General features: G+C 70.0%; 14 protein-coding genes. 1 reads left to right on the top strand and 13 read right to left on the bottom strand.

Translation table 11 applies throughout. The annotated features are described in order from the left end of the window. Positions 1–18 precede the first annotated feature (18 nt). The 11 genes from GVV86_RS10485 to GVV86_RS10435 form a co-directional block, all read right to left on the bottom strand. Positions 19–699, bottom strand: a complete 681-nt coding sequence (locus tag GVV86_RS10485) for a histidine phosphatase family protein (RefSeq protein ID WP_246669953.1) — start codon at positions 697–699, stop codon at positions 19–21. Continuing rightward, positions 696–1,118, bottom strand: coding sequence for a ribosome silencing factor (gene rsfS / locus GVV86_RS10480; RefSeq protein ID WP_120168924.1), 423 nt, complete (start codon positions 1,116–1,118; stop codon positions 696–698). The genes GVV86_RS10485 and rsfS overlap by 4 nt, the downstream gene beginning before the upstream one ends. Positions 1,119–1,136: 18 nt before the next feature. Beyond that, positions 1,137–2,501 carry a hypothetical protein gene (locus tag GVV86_RS10475; protein ID WP_159802765.1) on the bottom strand — a complete coding sequence of 455 codons (1,365 nt, stop codon included), beginning with the start codon at positions 2,499–2,501 and terminating at the stop codon, positions 1,137–1,139. Between the two features lie 7 nt (positions 2,502–2,508). Further along, on the bottom strand, positions 2,509–3,159 hold the full coding sequence (nadD, locus tag GVV86_RS10470) for a nicotinate-nucleotide adenylyltransferase (RefSeq protein WP_159619863.1): 651 nt from the start codon (positions 3,157–3,159) through the stop codon (positions 2,509–2,511). Between the two features lie 95 nt (positions 3,160–3,254). Then, entirely contained in the window at positions 3,255–3,491 is a 237-nt protein-coding gene (locus GVV86_RS10465; RefSeq protein WP_159619834.1) for a hypothetical protein, read from the bottom strand. A gap of 103 nt (positions 3,492–3,594) precedes the next feature. Further along, the gene (locus GVV86_RS10460; protein ID WP_159802764.1) at positions 3,595–4,980 is read right to left on the bottom strand and encodes a glutamate-5-semialdehyde dehydrogenase; all 1,386 of its coding nucleotides are present in this window, start codon (positions 4,978–4,980) and stop codon (positions 3,595–3,597) included. A gap of 67 nt (positions 4,981–5,047) precedes the next feature. Next, the gene (gene proB, locus GVV86_RS10455; RefSeq protein WP_159619836.1) at positions 5,048–6,178 is read right to left on the bottom strand and encodes a glutamate 5-kinase; all 1,131 of its coding nucleotides are present in this window, start codon (positions 6,176–6,178) and stop codon (positions 5,048–5,050) included. Between the two features lie 7 nt (positions 6,179–6,185). Next, complete coding sequence (gene obgE, locus GVV86_RS10450; protein WP_159619837.1) at positions 6,186–7,766, bottom strand: GTPase ObgE; 1,581 nt, start codon at positions 7,764–7,766, stop codon at positions 6,186–6,188. A 121-nt stretch (positions 7,767–7,887) separates the two neighbouring features. After that, a complete protein-coding gene (gene rpmA, locus GVV86_RS10445; RefSeq protein WP_026545518.1) occupies positions 7,888–8,148 on the bottom strand; it encodes a 50S ribosomal protein L27 in 261 nt (86 codons plus the stop codon). Between the two features lie 57 nt (positions 8,149–8,205). Next, entirely contained in the window at positions 8,206–8,514 is a 309-nt protein-coding gene (gene rplU / locus GVV86_RS10440) for a 50S ribosomal protein L21 (RefSeq protein ID WP_159619839.1), read from the bottom strand. A gap of 483 nt (positions 8,515–8,997) precedes the next feature. Then, positions 8,998–12,393, bottom strand: a complete 3,396-nt coding sequence (locus tag GVV86_RS10435) for an Rne/Rng family ribonuclease (protein ID WP_201291431.1) — start codon at positions 12,391–12,393, stop codon at positions 8,998–9,000. 434 nt (positions 12,394–12,827) lie between these two features. On the opposite strand from GVV86_RS10435, the gene GVV86_RS10430 reads away from it, so the two are divergent. Beyond that, on the top strand, positions 12,828–13,460 hold the full coding sequence (locus GVV86_RS10430; RefSeq protein WP_159802763.1) for a vitamin K epoxide reductase family protein: 633 nt from the start codon (positions 12,828–12,830) through the stop codon (positions 13,458–13,460). A 107-nt stretch (positions 13,461–13,567) separates the two neighbouring features. Here the strand turns inward: GVV86_RS10430 and dxs are convergent, their stop codons facing one another. Together dxs and acnA are read right to left on the bottom strand one after the other, a co-directional pair. Next, positions 13,568–15,574, bottom strand: a complete 2,007-nt coding sequence (gene dxs / locus GVV86_RS10425; protein ID WP_159619845.1) for a 1-deoxy-D-xylulose-5-phosphate synthase — start codon at positions 15,572–15,574, stop codon at positions 13,568–13,570. A 176-nt stretch (positions 15,575–15,750) separates the two neighbouring features. Next, a partial coding sequence (acnA, locus tag GVV86_RS10420; protein ID WP_159802762.1) for an aconitate hydratase AcnA occupies positions 15,751–17,501 on the bottom strand: 1,751 nt, incomplete at its 5' end.

Below are 17,501 nucleotides of genomic sequence, written 5' to 3'. Positions count from 1 at the left end.
GGCCGGAACCGGCCCCCGCTAGCCCTCGATCGGCTCCGCCGGGAAGGACCCGAGACCCACATTGTGTTCCCGCAGCTGCCAGGAAAAGAGCGCCTCCGGGGTGCGGACCTGCTCGTCCAGAAGTGACCAGTGGCAGTTGGATACCCCGGCCAGCGCACCCCAGGTGGTTGAGGGCAGGCCCATCAGGGCGGCCAGTCCGGCGCGGATCGCTCCGCCGTGGCTGACCACCACGAGGGTCTGCCCAGGGGCGAGGTCCTCCACCGCTTCGAGGGTGGCCTCGCTCATCCGGCGGCCGACTTCCTCCCGGTTCTCCGCACCGCCGGCCCGGACCAAAGGGTCGCCCCCGCGCCAGGCGGCATTGTCCTCGGGGAACCGCTCATCGATCTCAGCGAAGGTGAGACCCTGCCACGCACCGGCGGCCGTCTCCCGGAAGCGCTTGTCCAGCCGCACCTTCAGGCCGGTGATGGAGGCCAGGGCGTGGGCGGTGTCGGCGGCCCGGCTGAGGTCGGAGGACACAATGCGCACCGGGTGGCGCTGGGCGAGCAGCCCGGCGGCCCGGGAGGCCTGGCGCCGGCCGGTCGCATCGAGCGGAATATCTTCCTGGCCCTGGAACATCCCGCCGTGGTTCCAGGCCGTTCTCCCGTGCCGCCAGAAGATCACCCTGCGGGCGGCAGGGTCATCGTGCCGGTGTCCCGTCACTCCGCTTCGGTGCTGACGGCGCTGGGCGCATCGGGGTTCTGCGGTGAGCTCTGCAGGGAGCCTTCAAGCTGCAGGTCGACGGAAGGGCAGTCGTTCCACAGCCGCTCCAGGGCGTAGAAGACGCGGTCCTCCTCGTGCTGGACGTGGATGACCACCTCGGCGTAGTCGAGCAGCACCCAGCGGCCCTCGCTCCGGCCTTCACGCCGAACAGGCTTCAGCCCCTGCTTTGACAGTTCCTCCTCGATGCCGTCGACGATGGCGTTGACCTGCCGTTCGCTCGGCGCCGAGGCAATGAGGAAAACATCGGTGATCGCCAGGCGCTCGCTTACATCGATGGCAACAATGTCCTGGGCAATCTTGTCCACTGCGGCGTGTGCCGCGGTGCGGGCAATCCCGATGGACGATTCGGTAGCGCTCACTGATCTCCTTGTGTGTGGTCAGCCGCCGAGGCCGCTGACAATCATTAGAATTCCGGCCAGGAGTGCAAGCACGCCCAACCCGAGTATTGAAAACTGCAGGTACCTCATCCGCCGAACCCGGGCCAGGCCCGCGGTCATCGCGTCAAGGGGGTCAAGCCCGTGGGCGCTTTGGGCACGCACGGGAGTGGCGCCGTCGTCGGTGGCCCGGCCGTGGTTGCGGGCGAGGGCCTCGGCCTGCGCCAGCACCTGCGACCGCCGCTCGGGGCCCTTGCCGGCGGAGGCCGAACCTTGGGCGGGAGCCGCAGGGTGTGCCGATGGCTTCGACGGAAGGGGACGGCGGACGACCGGAACGTGGGAGGTGGTCGGGGCCTTCAGGACCGGGCCGCCTACCCCGGGCACCTGAACGTATTCGGGCGGCGCGACGATCGAGAGGTTGTGCGCGGTGGTTGGGTCGCTCGACTGCGGACGCCGCTGGGAATTTTCCTCGGAAAGCTTCTGGATCTTCTGCGCCCGGCTGTTGAGGACGGCGGCGCGTTCGGCCAGGGCCTTCTGCTTCGCCAGGATGGCGGGGTCGACGGCGAACGGATCGGTGCCCTGCGCCGCCTCGATCAGAGCGACCTGGTCCCGGGCCTGCGCAGCGATGGCCTCGCGGGCCGCGAGGGCCTGCTCGACGCTCAGGTCCTCCCCACCGGCTCCCTGGCCGGCGGCGGGGGCAGCGCCGGTTGCCTGCGGCTCACCGGCCGCGCCTGCCCCCTCGGTGCTCACGCGGCGGCGGCGGTCGCGCCGGCCTTCGAGCGGCACCTGGGCGACCCGCCGCTCGATGGGGGTCCCGTCGGGGTGCAGGGGGCGGCCTTCGCCCTGCTGCGCGGCCGTCTCCGGTGCCGTCACCGCGCCGGAGGGGGCTGCACCGGCCGATCCCTGCGCCGAGCTGCCGGCTCCTGCATTGGCGGGAGTCGAAGCAGCGGAGGCCGACTCATCGGCGGTCAAAGCAGCCGGGGTGGAAGCAGCTGGGGTGGAAGCAGCCGGGGTGGAATCGCCCGGGATCGTGCCGCCGGGAGCGGTGGTGGGAGCCTCCGCCCGGGCCGCCTGCGCTTCCTGCTGCTGCAGCCGCAGCTGGCGCCGGGTGGGCATTGCGTCATATGAGCCGGTGACCGTGGGCACTGAGTGTTCGGCCAAGGCACGGTAGGTGCGCAGGGCCTCACGGTCCCTCGCCCGCACCAGGGATACCCGCTCGGAGGTGTGGACCTCGGCGTCGACCGGCGCGTCGGCGGCACGCCGGCTCCGCCGCTGCCCCCCGCCTGCGGTTCCGGTTCCCGATACAGCGGAAGACCCGCGGCCGGAAGCGGCGGGTCGTGGGTCCTTCTCGTCGTTAGCCTTGCTCATTGCTTTCTCATCCGGTCGTCTGCGGAAGCGCTGTGGGATTGACACCGTGGGGCGGCGTCCCGGGTCCGGCGCCGTCGTCGGCCCCCTGCGCGGCGGGAGCGTCGGTCCTTGCATAGAGCCCGTACTTGGCGATGTACTGCACCACCCCGTCCGGCACCAGGTACCACACCGGGTTGCCCGATTCGACCCGGCGGCGGCAGTCGGTCGAGGAAATGGCCATGGCCGGGACCTCAAGCAGGCTCACGTCGTGCCCGCCGCCGTCGAGCTCGTGCCCGGGGCGCGTCACTCCGATGAAGTGGGCGAGGGTCCACAGCTCGTCGACATTCTTCCACGAGAGGATCTGCGCCATCGCATCGGCCCCGGTGATGAAGAACAGCTCGGCCTCGGGCCGGGCGGCCTTGAGGTCGCGCAGCGTGTCGATGGTGAAGGTCGGGCCGGGCCGGTCGATGTCCACCCTGCTCACGGTGAAGTCCGGGTTTGAGGCCGTGGCGATCACCGTCATCAGGTACCGGTGCTCCGCCGACGTCACGCGGGTGTCGGCCTTCTGCCACGGCTGGCCGGTGGGAACAAAGACCACCTCATCCAGGCCGAACACGGCGGCGACTTCGCTCGCCGCCACGAGGTGCCCGTGGTGGATCGGGTCGAAGGTGCCGCCCATGACACCGAGCCGCCATGGCCCGCCGTCACGCCGCCGGTGCGGTGCGGTGTCCCCGGTGCCCGGCTCGCCGGCCTTCGTCGAATCGCCCAAGGGAACTAGCGCCGGGTGGCTTCGCCGTGGTCGTGCTTGTTGGGGTGCTGCTTGTGCGGGTCGAGGTGTTCCCGCGTGGCTTCATGCCGGTGGCCGAGGTTGGAGAACGAGGCGGTGACGATCATGAGCAGGAGCAGGAAGCCCCCGACGATCAGCGGGTACACGATCGCCGGAAGCGGCAGCTCGTGGTGCACCGCCGCCTCGCCTGCAAGCACCGCTGCGTCGGCGTAGAAATTCAGCATGTAGTTCCCCTTGGAATGTAATGGCGGACCGCCGGAGCGCCCGGGCCGGCGAGCAGGTTCGATACCATATTACGCGCTGCTCGATCGGAGCCGCACACGTGCGTCACTGCCGCACCTGGCCTTCGCCCGAGATGATCCATTTCGTGGTCGTCAGTTCGGCAAGGCCCATGGGTCCGCGGGCGTGCATCTTCTGGGTGGAGATTCCGACCTCCGCACCCAGGCCCAGCTCCCCGCCGTCGACAAACCGGGTGGAGGCGTTCACCAGGACCGCCGCCGAGTCAACGCCGGCGATGAACCGCTCCGAGTTGGCCAGGTCGTTGGTGATGATCGCCTCGCTGTGCCCGGTGCTCCAGCGCCGGATGTGAGCCAGCGCCTCGTCCACCGAATCGACGACGCCGACGGCGAGGTCGAGGGCCATGTACTCCCGGCCCCAGTCGTCGTCGGTGGCCGGCTCGGACGCCGTCCCCTCGGGCAGCAGGGCCTGGGCCCGCCCGTCGACGTGGAGGCGGACGCCCGCGTCGGCGAGCCGGCCGAGCACCGCCGGGGCCGCGGCAGCACCGCTGTGGATCAGCAGGGTCTCGACGGTGTTGCAGACGCTGGGCCGCTGGGTCTTGGCATTGAGCAGGATGTCGGTGGCCATCCCGGCGTCGGCGCTCTCATCGAGGAAGATGTGCACGTTGCCCTCGCCGGTCTCGATCACGGGCACCGAGGATTCACGGACGACCGTCTGGATCAGGTCCCGCCCGCCGCGCGGAATCAGGACGTCGACCCGGCCGCGTGCGCCCATCAGGGCGGCCGCCCCGGCCCGGCCGTACTGGTCGACGCTCAGCACCGCGTCGGCTGGCAGTCCGCTCTCCTCGAGCACCGCGCCGATGATCTCCACGAGCGCGGCGTTGGTGTGCGCCGCGGCGGATCCGCCGCGCAGGATCACGGCGTTGCCGCTTTTCAGGGCCAGGCCTGCGATATCGATCGTGACATTCGGGCGGGCCTCGTAGATGGCGGCGACCACGCCGAGAGGCACCCGCACCTGGCGCAGCCGGATCCCGTTGGGCAGGGTCTGCCCCCGCACCGCCGACCCCACGGGATCGGGAAGGGCCGCGAGCTCCTCAAGGGCCCGGGCCAGCCCGGCCACGCGGCCCGGATCGAGGCTGAGCCGGTCAAGGAGGTAGGCCGAGGTGCCGTTCGCCCGGCCCGCCTCGACGTCGAGCGCATTGGCGGCGAGCACGGTGTCCTGGCGTTCGGTGAGCGCAGCTGCCACGGCGCGCAGGGCCCGGTCCTTGGTGGCGCGGGTGGCCGAGGCAAGGATGCGGGAGGCGGCGCGGGAACGGTCGGTCAGGGCGTACACGGCCTGCGTGACGTCCGGTTCCACGGTGGTCGGTTCCGCGGTGGTCGCTTCCACGGTGGTCGGTTCACCGGACGCGGCCTGGACGGCGGCGTCCTCGGATTCGGCGGGGGTGCGCCCGCCCTGCAGCGTCTGGGGAGGAATCATGAGCACAGTCTACCGAGAGGCTCCCGGTGCCGCGGGTCCGGCCTCCGCGGCCGGAGTGGGCGTTGGCTCAGAGCACCACGAGGTCGTTGACGTGCACCACCGAGCGTTCGTACCCGTGCCCGAGTTCCTCGGCGAGGTCCCGGGTGGAGCGACCCAGCATGGGCGGCAGTTCGGCGGAGCTGTAGTTGACGAGCCCGCGGGCGACGGCACGGCCGGAGGTGTCGACCATTTCCACCGGATCGCCGGGCTCGAAGTCGCCCTTCACGGCGAGGATGCCCGCCGGGAGCAGTGAGCGCCGCCGCTCCCCCACGGCCTTCACGGCACCGTCGTCGAGAATCAGGGTGCCCTGGATGCGCGCCAGATGGGCCAGCCACAGCAGCCGGATGGGCTGGCGGCGGCCGCCGGCGGAGAACCAGGTGCCGACGTCGGCCCCGTTCAGGGCCGCGGCGGCGTTCGCCGTCGAGGTCACGAGCGCGGGGATGCCCGAGGCTGCCGCGATCCCGGCGGCCTCCACCTTGGTGGCCATGCCGCCGGTGCCGACTCCGGCTGCGCCGGCGCGTCCGATACTGACGCCCTCAAGGTCGGCCGCCGAGTGCACGTCCGGGATGCGCTGCGCGCCGTCCTTCGGCGGGCCGTCATACAGGGCGTCGACGTCCGAGAGCAGCACGAGGGCGTCGGCCTTCACCAGGTGGGCCACCAGAGCCGCGAGGCGGTCGTTGTCGCCGAACCGGATCTCGTGGCTCGCTACGGCGTCGTTCTCGTTGACGATCGGCACGACGCCGAAGTTCAGCAGTCGCTCCATGGCCCGGTGCGCATTGGCGTAGTGGGAGCGCCGGATCAGGTCGTCGGCCGTGAGCAGCACCTGGCTCACCGTCACCCCATGGGCGCCGAAGGCCTGCGTATAGCGGGCCATCAGCAGTCCCTGCCCCACGCTCGCCGCGGCCTGCTGGGAGGACAGCTGCGCCGGACGGCGCGCGAGCCCCAGCGGGGCGAGGCCCGCCGCGATCGCCCCGGAGGAAACCAGGATCAGCTCGGTGCCTGCCAGGCGCCGCGCGGCGAGGATATCGACGAGGCCCACCAGGGCCTCGGTGGAGATCCCACCCGAAACCGAGGTCAGGGAGGAGGACCCCACCTTGACGACGACCCGCCGGGCCCCGGGCAGCCCGGAGCGGTCCGTCAGGGGTGAGTGTGCTGCCATCGCGTCCCTACGCCTGGTCGCCCGCGTTGTCTGCGGGGGCGGGGGTGCGCTTGGCCTTGTTGTTCACGGACTCGGTCCAGATGCCCGCCTTGCGGTCGGCCTCGAGCTCGGCGCGCGCGGCGGCCTTCGCGTCCTTGCGCTCCTGGTACTCCTCGCGCTTCTGCTCGCGGGTGGGGCGGACGTATTCGGCCAGCCGCAGGTCGGTGCCGCGCGGGCCGGCCAGCAACTCCGCCCCGCCCATCATGGTGGGCTCCCAGTCGAACACTACGCCGTCGCCCTCGCCGATAACAACGGTGTCGCCCGGCTTGGCCCCGGCCTTGAACAGCTGCTCTTCGACGCCGAGCTTCGCCAGGCGGTCTGCGAGGTAGCCGACAGCCTCGTCGTTGGTGAAGTCGGTCTGCTTGACCCAGCGCTCGGGCTTCTCGCCGAGCACGCGGAACAGGGGCAGCGCGTCCTTTTCCTCGTTGCGGATGCGGAACCCGGCGGAATTGACTGCGCGGGGGCGCAGGACGGGAGGCGCGACCTTCGGCGGGGCGGCCTTCACGGCGTCGCGGGCGGCCTGGACGATCTCGGCCATGGCGAAGCCAAACTGGCGCAGGCCCTCGTGGCTTGAGGCGGAGACCTCGAACACGCGGTAGCCGCGCGCCTCGAGCTCGGGCCGCACCATGGCGGCCATGTCGCGGCCGTCGGGCACGTCCACCTTGTTCAGCACCACGAGGCGCGGGCGCTCATTGAGGGGAACGACCTCCCCGTCGGAGCCCGCGAAGCTCATGTCCACGGCGTACTTGTCGAGTTCGCCTTCGATCACGGCCAGGTCGCCCAGCGGATCGCGGTCGGTCTCGAGGGCCGCGGTGTCAAGCACGTGCACCAGGGCGGCGCAGCGTTCGACGTGGCGCAGGAAGTGGTGGCCCAGGCCCTTGCCTTCGCTGGCGCCCTCGATCAGGCCGGGGACGTCGGCGATGGTGAAGCGGGTGTTACCGGCCTCGACCACGCCGAGGTTGGGGACAAGCGTGGTGAAGGGGTAGTCGGCGATCTTGGGCCGTGCGGCGGACATCGCGGCGATCAGGCTCGACTTGCCCGCCGAGGGGAAGCCCACCAGGGCGATGTCGGCGATCGACTTCAGCTCCAGGACGACGTCGCGCTCGTCGCCGGGGATACCCAGCAGGGCGAAGCCGGGAGCCTTGCGCTTCTGGGAGGACAGCGAGGAGTTACCCAGCCCGCCCTGGCCGCCGGCGGCGGCGACGAACTCGGCGCCCTCGCCGACGAGGTCGGCCAGCACGGTGCCGTCCTTGGCCTTGACGACGGTGCCGTCGGGGACCGGAAGGATGAGCGTCTCGCCGTTCTTGCCGCCGCGCCAGTCGCCCATGCCGTTGCCGCCGTTGGTGGCGTGCCGGTGCGGGGCGTGGTGGTAGTCGAGCAGGGTGGTGGTCTGCGGGTCGACGCGCAGGATCACGTCGCCGCCGTCGCCGCCGTTGCCGCCGTCGGGCCCGCCCAGGGGCTTGAACTTCTCGCGCTTGACGGACACGCAGCCGTGGCCGCCTGTGCCGCCGGAAACGTGCAGGACTACTCGGTCAACGAAGCTGGCCACGTTGATCTCCTTCTGAAATGCTTCACTGTGCCGGGTCTAACCGGCTTAAAAGAAGGCGGGGTGAGCCATGTCGGCCCACCCCACCTCAATGCTTGGAGCATCGTGCGTTGAAAGCGGCAGATTACTCCGCGGCTGCCCCAACGATGTTCACGACGCGGCGCCCACGGCGGGTACCGAATTCAACGGCACCTGCTTCGAGGGCGAACAGCGTGTCATCCCCGCCGCGGCCAACGTTGGCACCGGGGTGGAAGTGGGTGCCGCGCTGGCGGACGATGATTTCGCCGGCCTTGACGACCTGGCCGCCGAAGCGCTTCACGCCGAGGTACTGAGCGTTGGAGTCGCGACCGTTGCGAGTGGAGCTCGCGCCCTTCTTATGTGCCATGAGTTATGCCTGCCTTCGCTGAAGATACTGTTTGACCGACCGAGCAACCGCAGAGGGTTACGCGATACCTGTGATTTTGACGCGGGTCAGCTCTGAACGGTGACCCTGGCGCTTCTTGTAGCCGGTCTTGTTCTTGAACTTCTGGATGACAATCTTCGGGCCGCGAAGATTCTCAACGATCTCGGCAGTGACGGTGACCTTCTCGAGGTCCTTTGCTGCTGAGGTGACCTTGTCGCCGTCTACCAGAAGGAGGGCAGGCAGCGCAAAGGTGCTTCCTGCCTGACCGGTGACGCGGTCAAGGGTAACGAGGTCTCCAACGGAAACCTTTTCTTGGCGGCCGCCTGCGCGGACAATCGCGTACACCACTTGGGAACTCACTTCTCTCGACAATCTTGACTTCTGATGTGAAAAACTGGTTGCGCTCTGCGGCTGGCATCCGGGAAGGACACTTCAAAGAGCCATATCTGCGCCGTGCGTCTACGCCCCGGATACACCGGTTAGAAGGCGAACGCACCGAAGATCAAGGTTACGTCAGTGGGGCAGCTTCCCGCAAATTCAGGGCTCCTCCCGGCGCGGCCAAGGTGCGGCCCCGGTGCGGGCCGAGTGCGGGCCGGGTGCGACTTCGATGCGTCGCCGGGCCCGGTTCCCATCGCCCGGTTGCCGTCGACAGTGCAGTAATGGCGGCCGAATAGGCGGATCGTACGTCGGTTCCGCATTTTCGACGTCGTTCTGCATACCTGGGAGCCGAACTGATGTTCGGTCAACCGGAAACTCTTCAGGACAGCGCAGGAGCCGGCCCCCGCGGTGCGGGGTCCGGCTCCTGTGCGCTCAAGGAAGCAGCGTTCCTGCCTACAGGTCGGAGGCGGGCACGCCGACGCCGAGGATCATCGGCTCGTCTCCCCCGTTATCCTCCCGCGGCGCGGGCTTCCCGGCCCGGGCCACGTGCTGTGCGCCGGGCTGGGCTTCGCCTGCGCCGGAGCCCGTCACCGTTTCAATGGAGGCGTTCGAGCCCTGGGCGCTGGCGGCCCGGCGCCGCGGGCGGCGGCGGGACCCCTGGGCAGCCGGTACTGACTGGGTGGCCGGTGCTGGCGAGGCCGGGGTTTGGGCCGGGGCTTCCGCGCGCTGGGCCGTATCCCGCGCCGGGGCCTCAGCGGCTCCCGCACCCCGTTCACCGGCCGGCTTCTTGTCGAAAGCCTCGGCAAGGCTGTCAAGTGTCAGCCGCGGACCCTCCGGGGCGGCTGGCGCCGCGGCCGCGTCCGCGCGGGGCAGGGTGACGGTCTCACCATTGATGGTGAGGACCGCCGCGGCTGCCTCGTCCCGGGACCCCTCGGCGGCGGGCGCCTTCTCCGGGGCTGGTGCCTTCTCCGGCGTTACCGCCGGCGCGTCGTCGCTGTGTGCGGCATGGTGGGTGGCCGCGGCGATACTCGCGAGGGCGGCGCGCGCCGCCTCCGCCTTGGCTGCCCGCTCCGGGCTTTCCGCGCGCGGCTCGGGAGCTGCCTGCGGCTCCTCGACCTGCTCGGAGGTGCGTCCGCGGCTGCGCTTGCGCTCACTGCGGGACATCTTTTCCTGGCGGAGGTGCTGCTGGTGGTTCTCGGTAGAGACGGCGTGGCGGCGGTGTTCGACCGGCTCGTCGTGGGTCACTACGCCGCGTCCGGCGCAGTGCTCGCAGACCTCGCCGAAGACCTCGAGCAGCCCGGTGCCCATACGCTTGCGGGTCATCTGGACGAGCCCGAGTGAGGTCACCTCCGCCACCTGGTGCTTGGTGCGGTCCCGGCCGAGGCACTCGACGAGCCGGCGCAGCACGAGGTCGCGGTTGGCTTCGAGGACCATGTCGATGAAGTCGATGACGATGATGCCGCCGATGTCGCGCAGCCGCAGCTGGCGCACCACCTCCTCGGCCGCTTCGAGGTTGTTCTTGGTGACCGTCTCCTCGAGGTTGCCGCCGCTGCCGGTGAACTTGCCGGTATTGACGTCGACGACGGTCATCGCCTCGGTGCGGTCGATCACCAGCGAGCCGCCGGAGGGAAGGTAGACCTTCCGGTCAAGGGCCTTCTGGATCTGCTCGTCGATGCGGCTCGCGGTGAAGATGTCCTCCTCCGAGGTCCACTTCTCAAGGCGGCCCACCAGATCCGGCGCCACGTACATGACGTAGGCCTCGATGGTGTCCCAGGCCTCCTCGCCGGAGACGAGGAGCTTTGAGAAGTCCTCGTTGAAGACGTCGCGGACCACCTTGATGGTGAGGTCCGGCTCGCCGTAAAGGAGCTCCGGGGCGAGCGTCTTGGTGGAGGAGGACTTGCGTTCGATCTCCTCCCACTGGGCGCGCAGCCGGTTGATGTCGTGGGTCAGTTCCTCTTCGCTGGCGCCTTCGGCCGCGGTGCGCACGATGACCCCGGCGTTCTCGGGCAGGCGGTCCTTGAGGATGCGCTTGAGCCGGTTGCGCTCGACGTCGGGCAGCTTGCGGGAGATGCCCGTCATGGAGCCGCCCGGCACGTACACGAGGTAGCGGCCCGGCAGGGAGATCTGGCTGGTCAGGCGGGCTCCCTTGTGGCCCACGGGGTCCTTGGTGACCTGGACGAGCACCGGGTCACCGGACTTCAGCGCCAGCTCGATGCGGCGCGGCTGCCCGTCGAGGCCGGCGGCGTCCCAGTTGACCTCGCCCGCGTACAGCACGGCGTTGCGGCCGCGTCCAATGTCCACGAAGGCCGCCTCCATGCTCGGCAGAACGTTCTGCACCTTGCCGAGGTAGACGTTGCCGATCAGCGAGTCCTGCTGGGTCTTGGAGACGAAGTGCTCGGCGAGGATTCCGTCCTCGAGCACGCCGATCTGGATCCTGTCGTCGCGCTGGCGCACCACCATCTGACGGTCGACTGATTCGCGGCGCGCAAGGAACTCGGCCTCGGTGATGACCTGGCGGCGGCGGCCGGAATCGCGGGATTCACGGCGGCGCTGCTTCTTCGCCTCAAGGCGGGTGGAGCCCTTGACGCTGGTCACCCGGTCGGAGGGGACGTCGTTGCTCTGGCGCGGGGCGCGGACCCGGGTCACCGTGTTGGGCGGATCGTCGTCCTCCCCGCCGGTCAGTTCGAGGTCCTGGTCTCCGCGGCGGCGACGGCGCCGGCGGCGGGAGGTAACGGCGTCCCCTGCCTCGGAGGAGGGTCCGTTGGACTGTCCCTCCCTAGAGTCCCCGGTCTCGTCGTCCTGGGCGTCGCCGGAGCCGTCGTCGCTGCGGTTCCGGCCCCGGCGGCGGCTGCGCCGGCGGCGCGGTCCGGAGTCATCGGAGTCGTCGTCCTCGTCGTCCTCAAGCGCGGGCTCGGTGACCTTGACGGCCTGGACCGCGGCGCTCAGGTCGGGGGCATGGAAGAGCAGGGAGAGGGGCGAATCCGGAATGGCGAAGGGGTCGACGTACGAGGGTTCGGCGCTCTTCGGTGCCGGTTCGGCGGCGGTCTCCGCCGTGCCCGGCTCCGTCTTTCCTGCCTGGGTAGCGTGGGGCTGCTGCGCGGCGGCCGCGGGGACCTCGATTCCGGCGTCGTCGGCCGAGCCTGCGGCTGCCTCCTCGGCTGCTTCACCGTCCGCGGAAACCGCGACGGCCTCTCCGGCGTCGCTCTTCGTCCGGCGGGTGCGTGCGGTCCGGCGGGCCCGGACCGGCTTCTCGGCCGGGACGTCCTCCCCGGCTGGTGCCGCTCCGGCGTCGGCGGTGTCACCGGCGACGGCGGCCGCGGCTACGGCGGCCTCTGCGGCGGCGGGCTCTCCGAAAGGAACCTCGGGCGCGGGCGCTGCCGGTCCTGCTTCGGCCGTGGCGGCCCTGCGGCGCGTGCGGGTGGCCTTCGCCCTGGGTGCCGGCTCGGCGGCGGGCACGTCGGAGGCGGAACCGGTGACCGACCCACCGACACTCTCCGGTGCCTCACTGGCGGCTGCGCCACCGCCGGCCGGGTCAGTGCCGGCCGTGGTGCTTGCGGCGTCGAGCGGTGCCTCCACCGGCGACTCCGGCACAGCGGCCGGGGCCTTGCGGGCGCGGGTGGCGCGCCGGCGGGGTGCTTCGGAGGCCGTGTCGGCCGGCGCTGCGGATGCTTCCGGTGCGGGAGTGTCTCCGGCGGTCTCGGCCGCCGGGACCTTCGTCGGCGCTCCGGCGGGCGAGCTTGCCGCCCTGCGGGCCCGCGGGGCCTTCTTCACCGGCACTGTTGGGGACTGCGCCTCGGCGGCCCCTGCTGCTGCACCCTGCTCGTTGTTCTGCGTTTCGAACTGATCCATATGTATTGGCTCCAGCCCCTGCGGCACCGGCCACATTCCAGCGCCCTCCAGGGCAGTATGTCGGCCGTCCGCGGACCCTACGCCCTAGCGGCGACCGGAAGTCGTCATTGTGTCGTTTGAGGTCGCACCGGCTGGAGGGTGCGGCATCACTCAAAGACCAGCGGCGCTTTTCCAACTCATCCGTCGTAATCACGGTGGCCTGCGAGGCGGATTCCGGAACCGCCCATCAGGATTGATGGGCTCGGTGCGCCGGAAGCATCGCCCGCAGAGCGGAAGCCTGTCGCTGGACCGGAACGGAAATGTGGTTCCCGAACCAGCCACGGCAATTGTCTCACACCAGCATGCAAATCAGCCGTTCCGGCGGCTAGAGTGGCGGAACCATCGGCGCACGGGATGCCGGCGCCGACCGCCCACCCGAGGACGACGACCACCCCATGGCACACCCCGCGCACGCTGCTCCCTCCGCCACGAATCCGGAGAAAGGAGCCGCGACCCGACGGCCGGAGCGGCGGTTCGCTTTCCTCCTGGTGGCCACCGGCGTCGTCGGCTGGCTCGCCTCGGGGCAGCTGGTCCTCGAACGGCTCGCCCTCTATGCGGACCCAGGGTACGTCACCAGCTGCGACCTGAACCCGTGGATCTCCTGCGGCGAGGTGTTCCGGACGCAGCAGGCCGCGGTGTTCGGCTTCCCCAACCCGCTGATCGGCCTCGTGGCCTTCGCCGTCGTGATCACCACAGGCATGGCGCTGCTCGCGGGGGCCGAGCTGCGCCGCTGGTACTGGCTCGGCCTGCAGGCCGGAACGGTCCTCGGCGCGGCGTTCACACTCTGGCTGTGGTTCCAGGCGCTGTTTGTGATCTCCATCCTCTGCATCTACTGCATGGTGGTTTGGGTCGTGATGATCGTGCTGACCGTGCACCTCACGGCACGTAATGCCGCGTCCGGGGTGCTGCCGGTTCCTCCGCGGGCCGCACGGCTGCTGGCCGAGTGGTCGTGGGTCCTGGTGGCGCTGCTGATCGTGGCGGGCGCGGCGTCGGTGTTCCTGCGCTTCGCCGGGGCCCTGCTGGGCTGAGCAGCCTCGAACCATCCGGCGCCCTCCCCCGCCATCGAGGACGCAGTAATTCCGGGGCAGCCGTCGGTTCACCGGTTATTCCTGCGTCCTCGACGCAGGCCGGGAGCCTAGAGGGTCGGGAACTGCCCGGTGGTCGCGTCCTGGCCGGAAGTGGACTCCCGGCCGGCAGCGGAATCGTGGCCGGGCAGGGGCCGGGCCACCGGGACCTTCGTTCCCAGGACCTGCGCCACGATGTCGTGGGTGACCTTCTGCGCGGTCAGGCCCACCCGGGTGAGCACCTCGCTGCGCGAGCCGTGGTCGAGGAACTCCACGGGGAGGCCCACCTCGTTCAGGGCGGTATCGACGCCCGCGGCCCGCATCTCCTGCCGGATCCTCGACCCAACGCCGCCGGCGCGCACGCCGTCCTCGATCACAATGACGATGCGGTGCTCCGCGGCCAGATCGATCACCGACGGGCAGACGGGCAGCACCCAGCGGGGATCGATGACCGTCGAGCTGATGCCCTGGGCCCCGAGCCGGTTTGAGACATCGAGGGCGAGTTCGCTCATGGCGCCGACGCTGACGATCAGCACGTCGTTGTTCGTGGATCCGGAGGGCCGCCGGGCGAGCACGTCGACGCCGTCGCCCAGGCGCTCGATGGCCTCGACCTCCGCACCGACCGAGCCCTTGGAATAACGCACCACGCTCGGGGCGTCCGGAATCGAGACTGCCTCGCGCAGCTCCTCACGCAGCCGGGTGGCATCACGCGGGGCGGCAAGGTGCAGCCCGGGCACGGTCTGCAGCATGGAGAGGTCCCACATGCCGTGGTGGCTGGCGCCGTCGGGCCCGGTCACCCCCGAGCGGTCAAGGACGATGGTGACCCCGGCCTTGTGCAGCGCGACGTCCATCAGGAGCTGGTCGAAGGCCCGGTTCAGGAACGTGGCGTAGAGCGCGACGACGGGGTGCAGCCCTCCGTAGGCCATTCCTGCGGCACTGGTGAGCGCGTGCTGTTCGGCGATGCCGACGTCGAACACGCGGTCCGGGTGGCGGGCGGCGAAGCGGTGCAGCCCGACCGGGATGAGCATGGCGCCGGTGATGCCGACAATGTCGGGGCGCTCGTCGGCGATGTCGGCGATTTCGTTGGCGAAGACCGAGGTCCAGGACTGGGAGGCGCCGGACTCGACCGGCTCCCCCGTGCCCGGGTCGATGATGCCTACGGCGTGGAACTGGTCGGCCTCGTGGGCGCGTGCCGGGGCGTAGCCGTGCCCCTTTTCGGTGATCGCGTGCACGATCACCGGGCCTTCGTAGTTGCGGGCGAGGTGGAGTGCCTGCTCGACGGCGCCGAGGTCGTGGCCGTCGACCGGGCCGACGTACTTCATGCCGAGGTCCTCGAAGAGACCCTGCGGAGCCCACCAGTCCTTCACGCCCTTTTTCGTGGCGTGGAGGCTCTTGTACGCGAAACGGCCCGCGGGCCCGCCGGCCTGCAGCCGGCCGGTGAACCACTCGAGGGTTCTTTCGTACACCTTGTGGGTGCGGACCGAGTCGAGTGCCGGGCGGAGGGAGGCGAGGTAATCGGCGACGCCGCCGATCGTCGGGGCGTAGGAGCGTCCATTGTCATTCACCACAATCACCACGCGGCGGCGCTTGTCCGCGGCGATATTGTTGATCGCCTCCCAGGCCATGCCACCGGTGAGGGCGCCGTCGCCGACGAGGACGACGGTGTACCGGTCGCCCTCCCCGTTCAGCACGCGGGCGCGGGAGATTCCGTCGGCCCAGGACAGCGACGACGACGCGTGGGAGCTTTCGACGATGTCGTGCACGGACTCGGCGCGGGAGGGGTACCCCGAGAGGCCGCCCTGCTGGCGCAGGGTGTCGAAGTTCTGCCGGCCGGTGACGAGCTTGTGGACGTAGGACTGATGGCCGGTGTCGAAGATGATGCTGTCGCGCGGCGAGTCGAACACGCGGTGGACGCCCAGGGTCAGTTCGACAACGCCCAGGTTAGGGCCGAGGTGACCGCCGGTGCGGGAGACGTTGGTGACGAGGAAGGAACGGATCTCCCGGGCAAGGGCGTCGAGCTGGGATTCGGTAAGCCGGCTCAGGTCCTGCGGGCTGCGAATTGTCTCAAGAAGTCCCACCGGCGCCTCCTCAGGTCGTCTGCTGCGGCGAAGACTTCGCCAGGGCAATGTCCGTTAACTCTAACGTCACAGCCCACCCGCAGGTGCCCGATCTCCCGGCGCCCGACGCCCGGGACCCCTCCGCGGCGGACCGGCGGGCGGGCTGTCCTGGCATCTTCCCGCCGGAGATCCGGGACTCAGTGCGCACTGAGCTGCCTCAGGACGTAGTGGAGGATGCCGCCGTGCCGGTAGTAGTCGGCCTCCCCCGGGGTGTCGATGCGCACGACGGCGTCGAAAGAAACCGGCTCGCCGTCTTCCTCCGGGACCGCCGTGACGCGGACCGTGTCGGGGATGCTGCCCGCATTGAGCGCCGTGATGCCCTCCACCGAGAACGTTTCGGTGCCGGTCAGTCCAAGGACTGCGGCGTTCTCGCCCTGGCGGAACTGGAGCGGGAGCACGCCCATGCCGATGAGGTTGGAGCGGTGGATCCTCTCGTAGCTCTCGGCGATCACCGCCTTCACCCCGAGCAGCGCGGTGCCCTTGGCCGCCCAGTCACGGGAGGACCCGGAGCCGTACTCCCTGCCCGCCAGGACCACCAGCGGCGTGCCTGCGATGGCGTAGTTCCTCGCCGCGTCGTAGATGTAGGTCTGGGGACCGCCGGTCTGGGTGAAATCCCGGGTGAAGCCGCCCTCGACGCCGTCGAGCAGGCGGTTGCGCAGCCGGATATTGGCGAAGGTGCCGCGGATCATCACCTCGTGGTTGCCGCGGCGGGAGCCGTACGAGTTGAAGTCCTTGCGCTGCACGCCGTGCTCGAGCAGGTACCGTCCGGCCGGGGTGTCGGACTTGAAGGAGCCTGCCGGGCTGATGTGGTCGGTGGTCACCGAATCGCCGAGCATCACGAGCACCCGGGCCTCGGCGATGTCTCCCACGGGCTCCGGCACCGCGGTGATGCCCTCGAAGTACGGAGGCTTCCGCACGTAGGTGGACTCGGGATCCCACGCGAAAGTGGCGCCGGCCGGTGTGGGCAGGGCCCGCCAGCGCTCGTCGCCCTCGAAGATCGACCCGTAGCTCGAGGTGAACATCTCCTGATCGATCGAGGAGTCGATGACTGACTGCACCTCGACCGGACTCGGCCAGATATCGCGGAGGAAGATGCCGTTTCCGTCCGCATCGAGTCCCAGGGGGTCGTGCTCGAAGTCGAAGTCCAGAGTGCCGGCCAGCGCATAGGCGACCACCAGCGGCGGGGAGGCCAGGTAGTTCATCTTCACGTCCGGGTTGATCCGGCCCTCGAAGTTCCGGTTGCCGGAGAGGACAGCGGCGACCGTGAGGTCGTGCGCGGAGATGGCCGAGGAGATTTCATCCTCGAGCGGCCCGGAGTTGCCGATGCAGGTGGCGCAGCCGTACCCGACGAGGAAGAAGCCGAGCTTCTCAAGGTACGGGGTGAGACCGGAGCGGTCGTAGTAGTCGGTGACGACCTTCGAGCCCGGGGCGACGGAGGTCTTCACCCACGGCTTGGAGCTCAGGCCCTTCTCCACGGCGTTTCTCGCCAGCAGTGCGGCGGCGAGCATGACCGAGGGGTTGGAGGTGTTCGTGCAGGAGGTGATCGACGCGATCGTCACCGCACCGTGGTCCAGCTCGAACTCCCGCCCGTCGGTCATGGATACGGGCACGGCACGGGAGGGACGCCCGCGTCCCGGGGAGGCGGCGGAGGCGACCAGGGGCGCCGTCATCGCCGGCACGTCGGAGGCGGGGAACGTCTCGTCAAGGGCCTCATCGAGGGCGTCGTCGTCGACGGCATGCACATAGTTGGCCAGATCCTTGCGGAACTGGCTCTTGGATTCGGTCAGGGCGACCCGGTCCTGGGGGCGCTTGGGCCCGGCGATGGAGGGCACCACCGTGGACAGGTCCAGCTCCAGGTATTCGGAGAACCGGATCTCGGTGGACGGAT

It is taken from the genome of Arthrobacter zhaoguopingii (assembly GCF_009828595.1).
Lineage (GTDB): Bacteria > Actinomycetota > Actinomycetes > Actinomycetales > Micrococcaceae > Arthrobacter_D > Arthrobacter_D zhaoguopingii.
Note: the sequence above shows the minus strand (reverse complement) of the source record. Positions and strands in the feature narration are given on the sequence as shown.

Bases quoted from the DNA above. Each gene is read 5' to 3' on its own strand.
- GVV86_RS10430 (WP_159802763.1), top strand. From the start codon at position 12,828: ATGGCACACCCCGCGCACGCTGCTCCCTCCGCCACGAATCCGGAGAAA.
- rpmA (WP_026545518.1), bottom strand. From the start codon at position 8,148: ATGGCACATAAGAAGGGCGCGAGCTCCACTCGCAACGGTCGCGACTCC.
- GVV86_RS10460 (WP_159802764.1), bottom strand. From the start codon at position 4,980: ATGATTCCTCCCCAGACGCTGCAGGGCGGGCGCACCCCCGCCGAATCC.
- nadD (WP_159619863.1), bottom strand. From the start codon at position 3,159: ATGGGCGGCACCTTCGACCCGATCCACCACGGGCACCTCGTGGCGGCG.
- proB (WP_159619836.1), bottom strand. From the start codon at position 6,178: ATGGCAGCACACTCACCCCTGACGGACCGCTCCGGGCTGCCCGGGGCC.
- GVV86_RS10465 (WP_159619834.1), bottom strand. From the start codon at position 3,491: ATGCTGAATTTCTACGCCGACGCAGCGGTGCTTGCAGGCGAGGCGGCG.
- GVV86_RS10435 (WP_201291431.1), bottom strand. From the start codon at position 12,393: ATGGATCAGTTCGAAACGCAGAACAACGAGCAGGGTGCAGCAGCAGGG.
- GVV86_RS10475 (WP_159802765.1), bottom strand. From the start codon at position 2,501: ATGAGCAAGGCTAACGACGAGAAGGACCCACGACCCGCCGCTTCCGGC.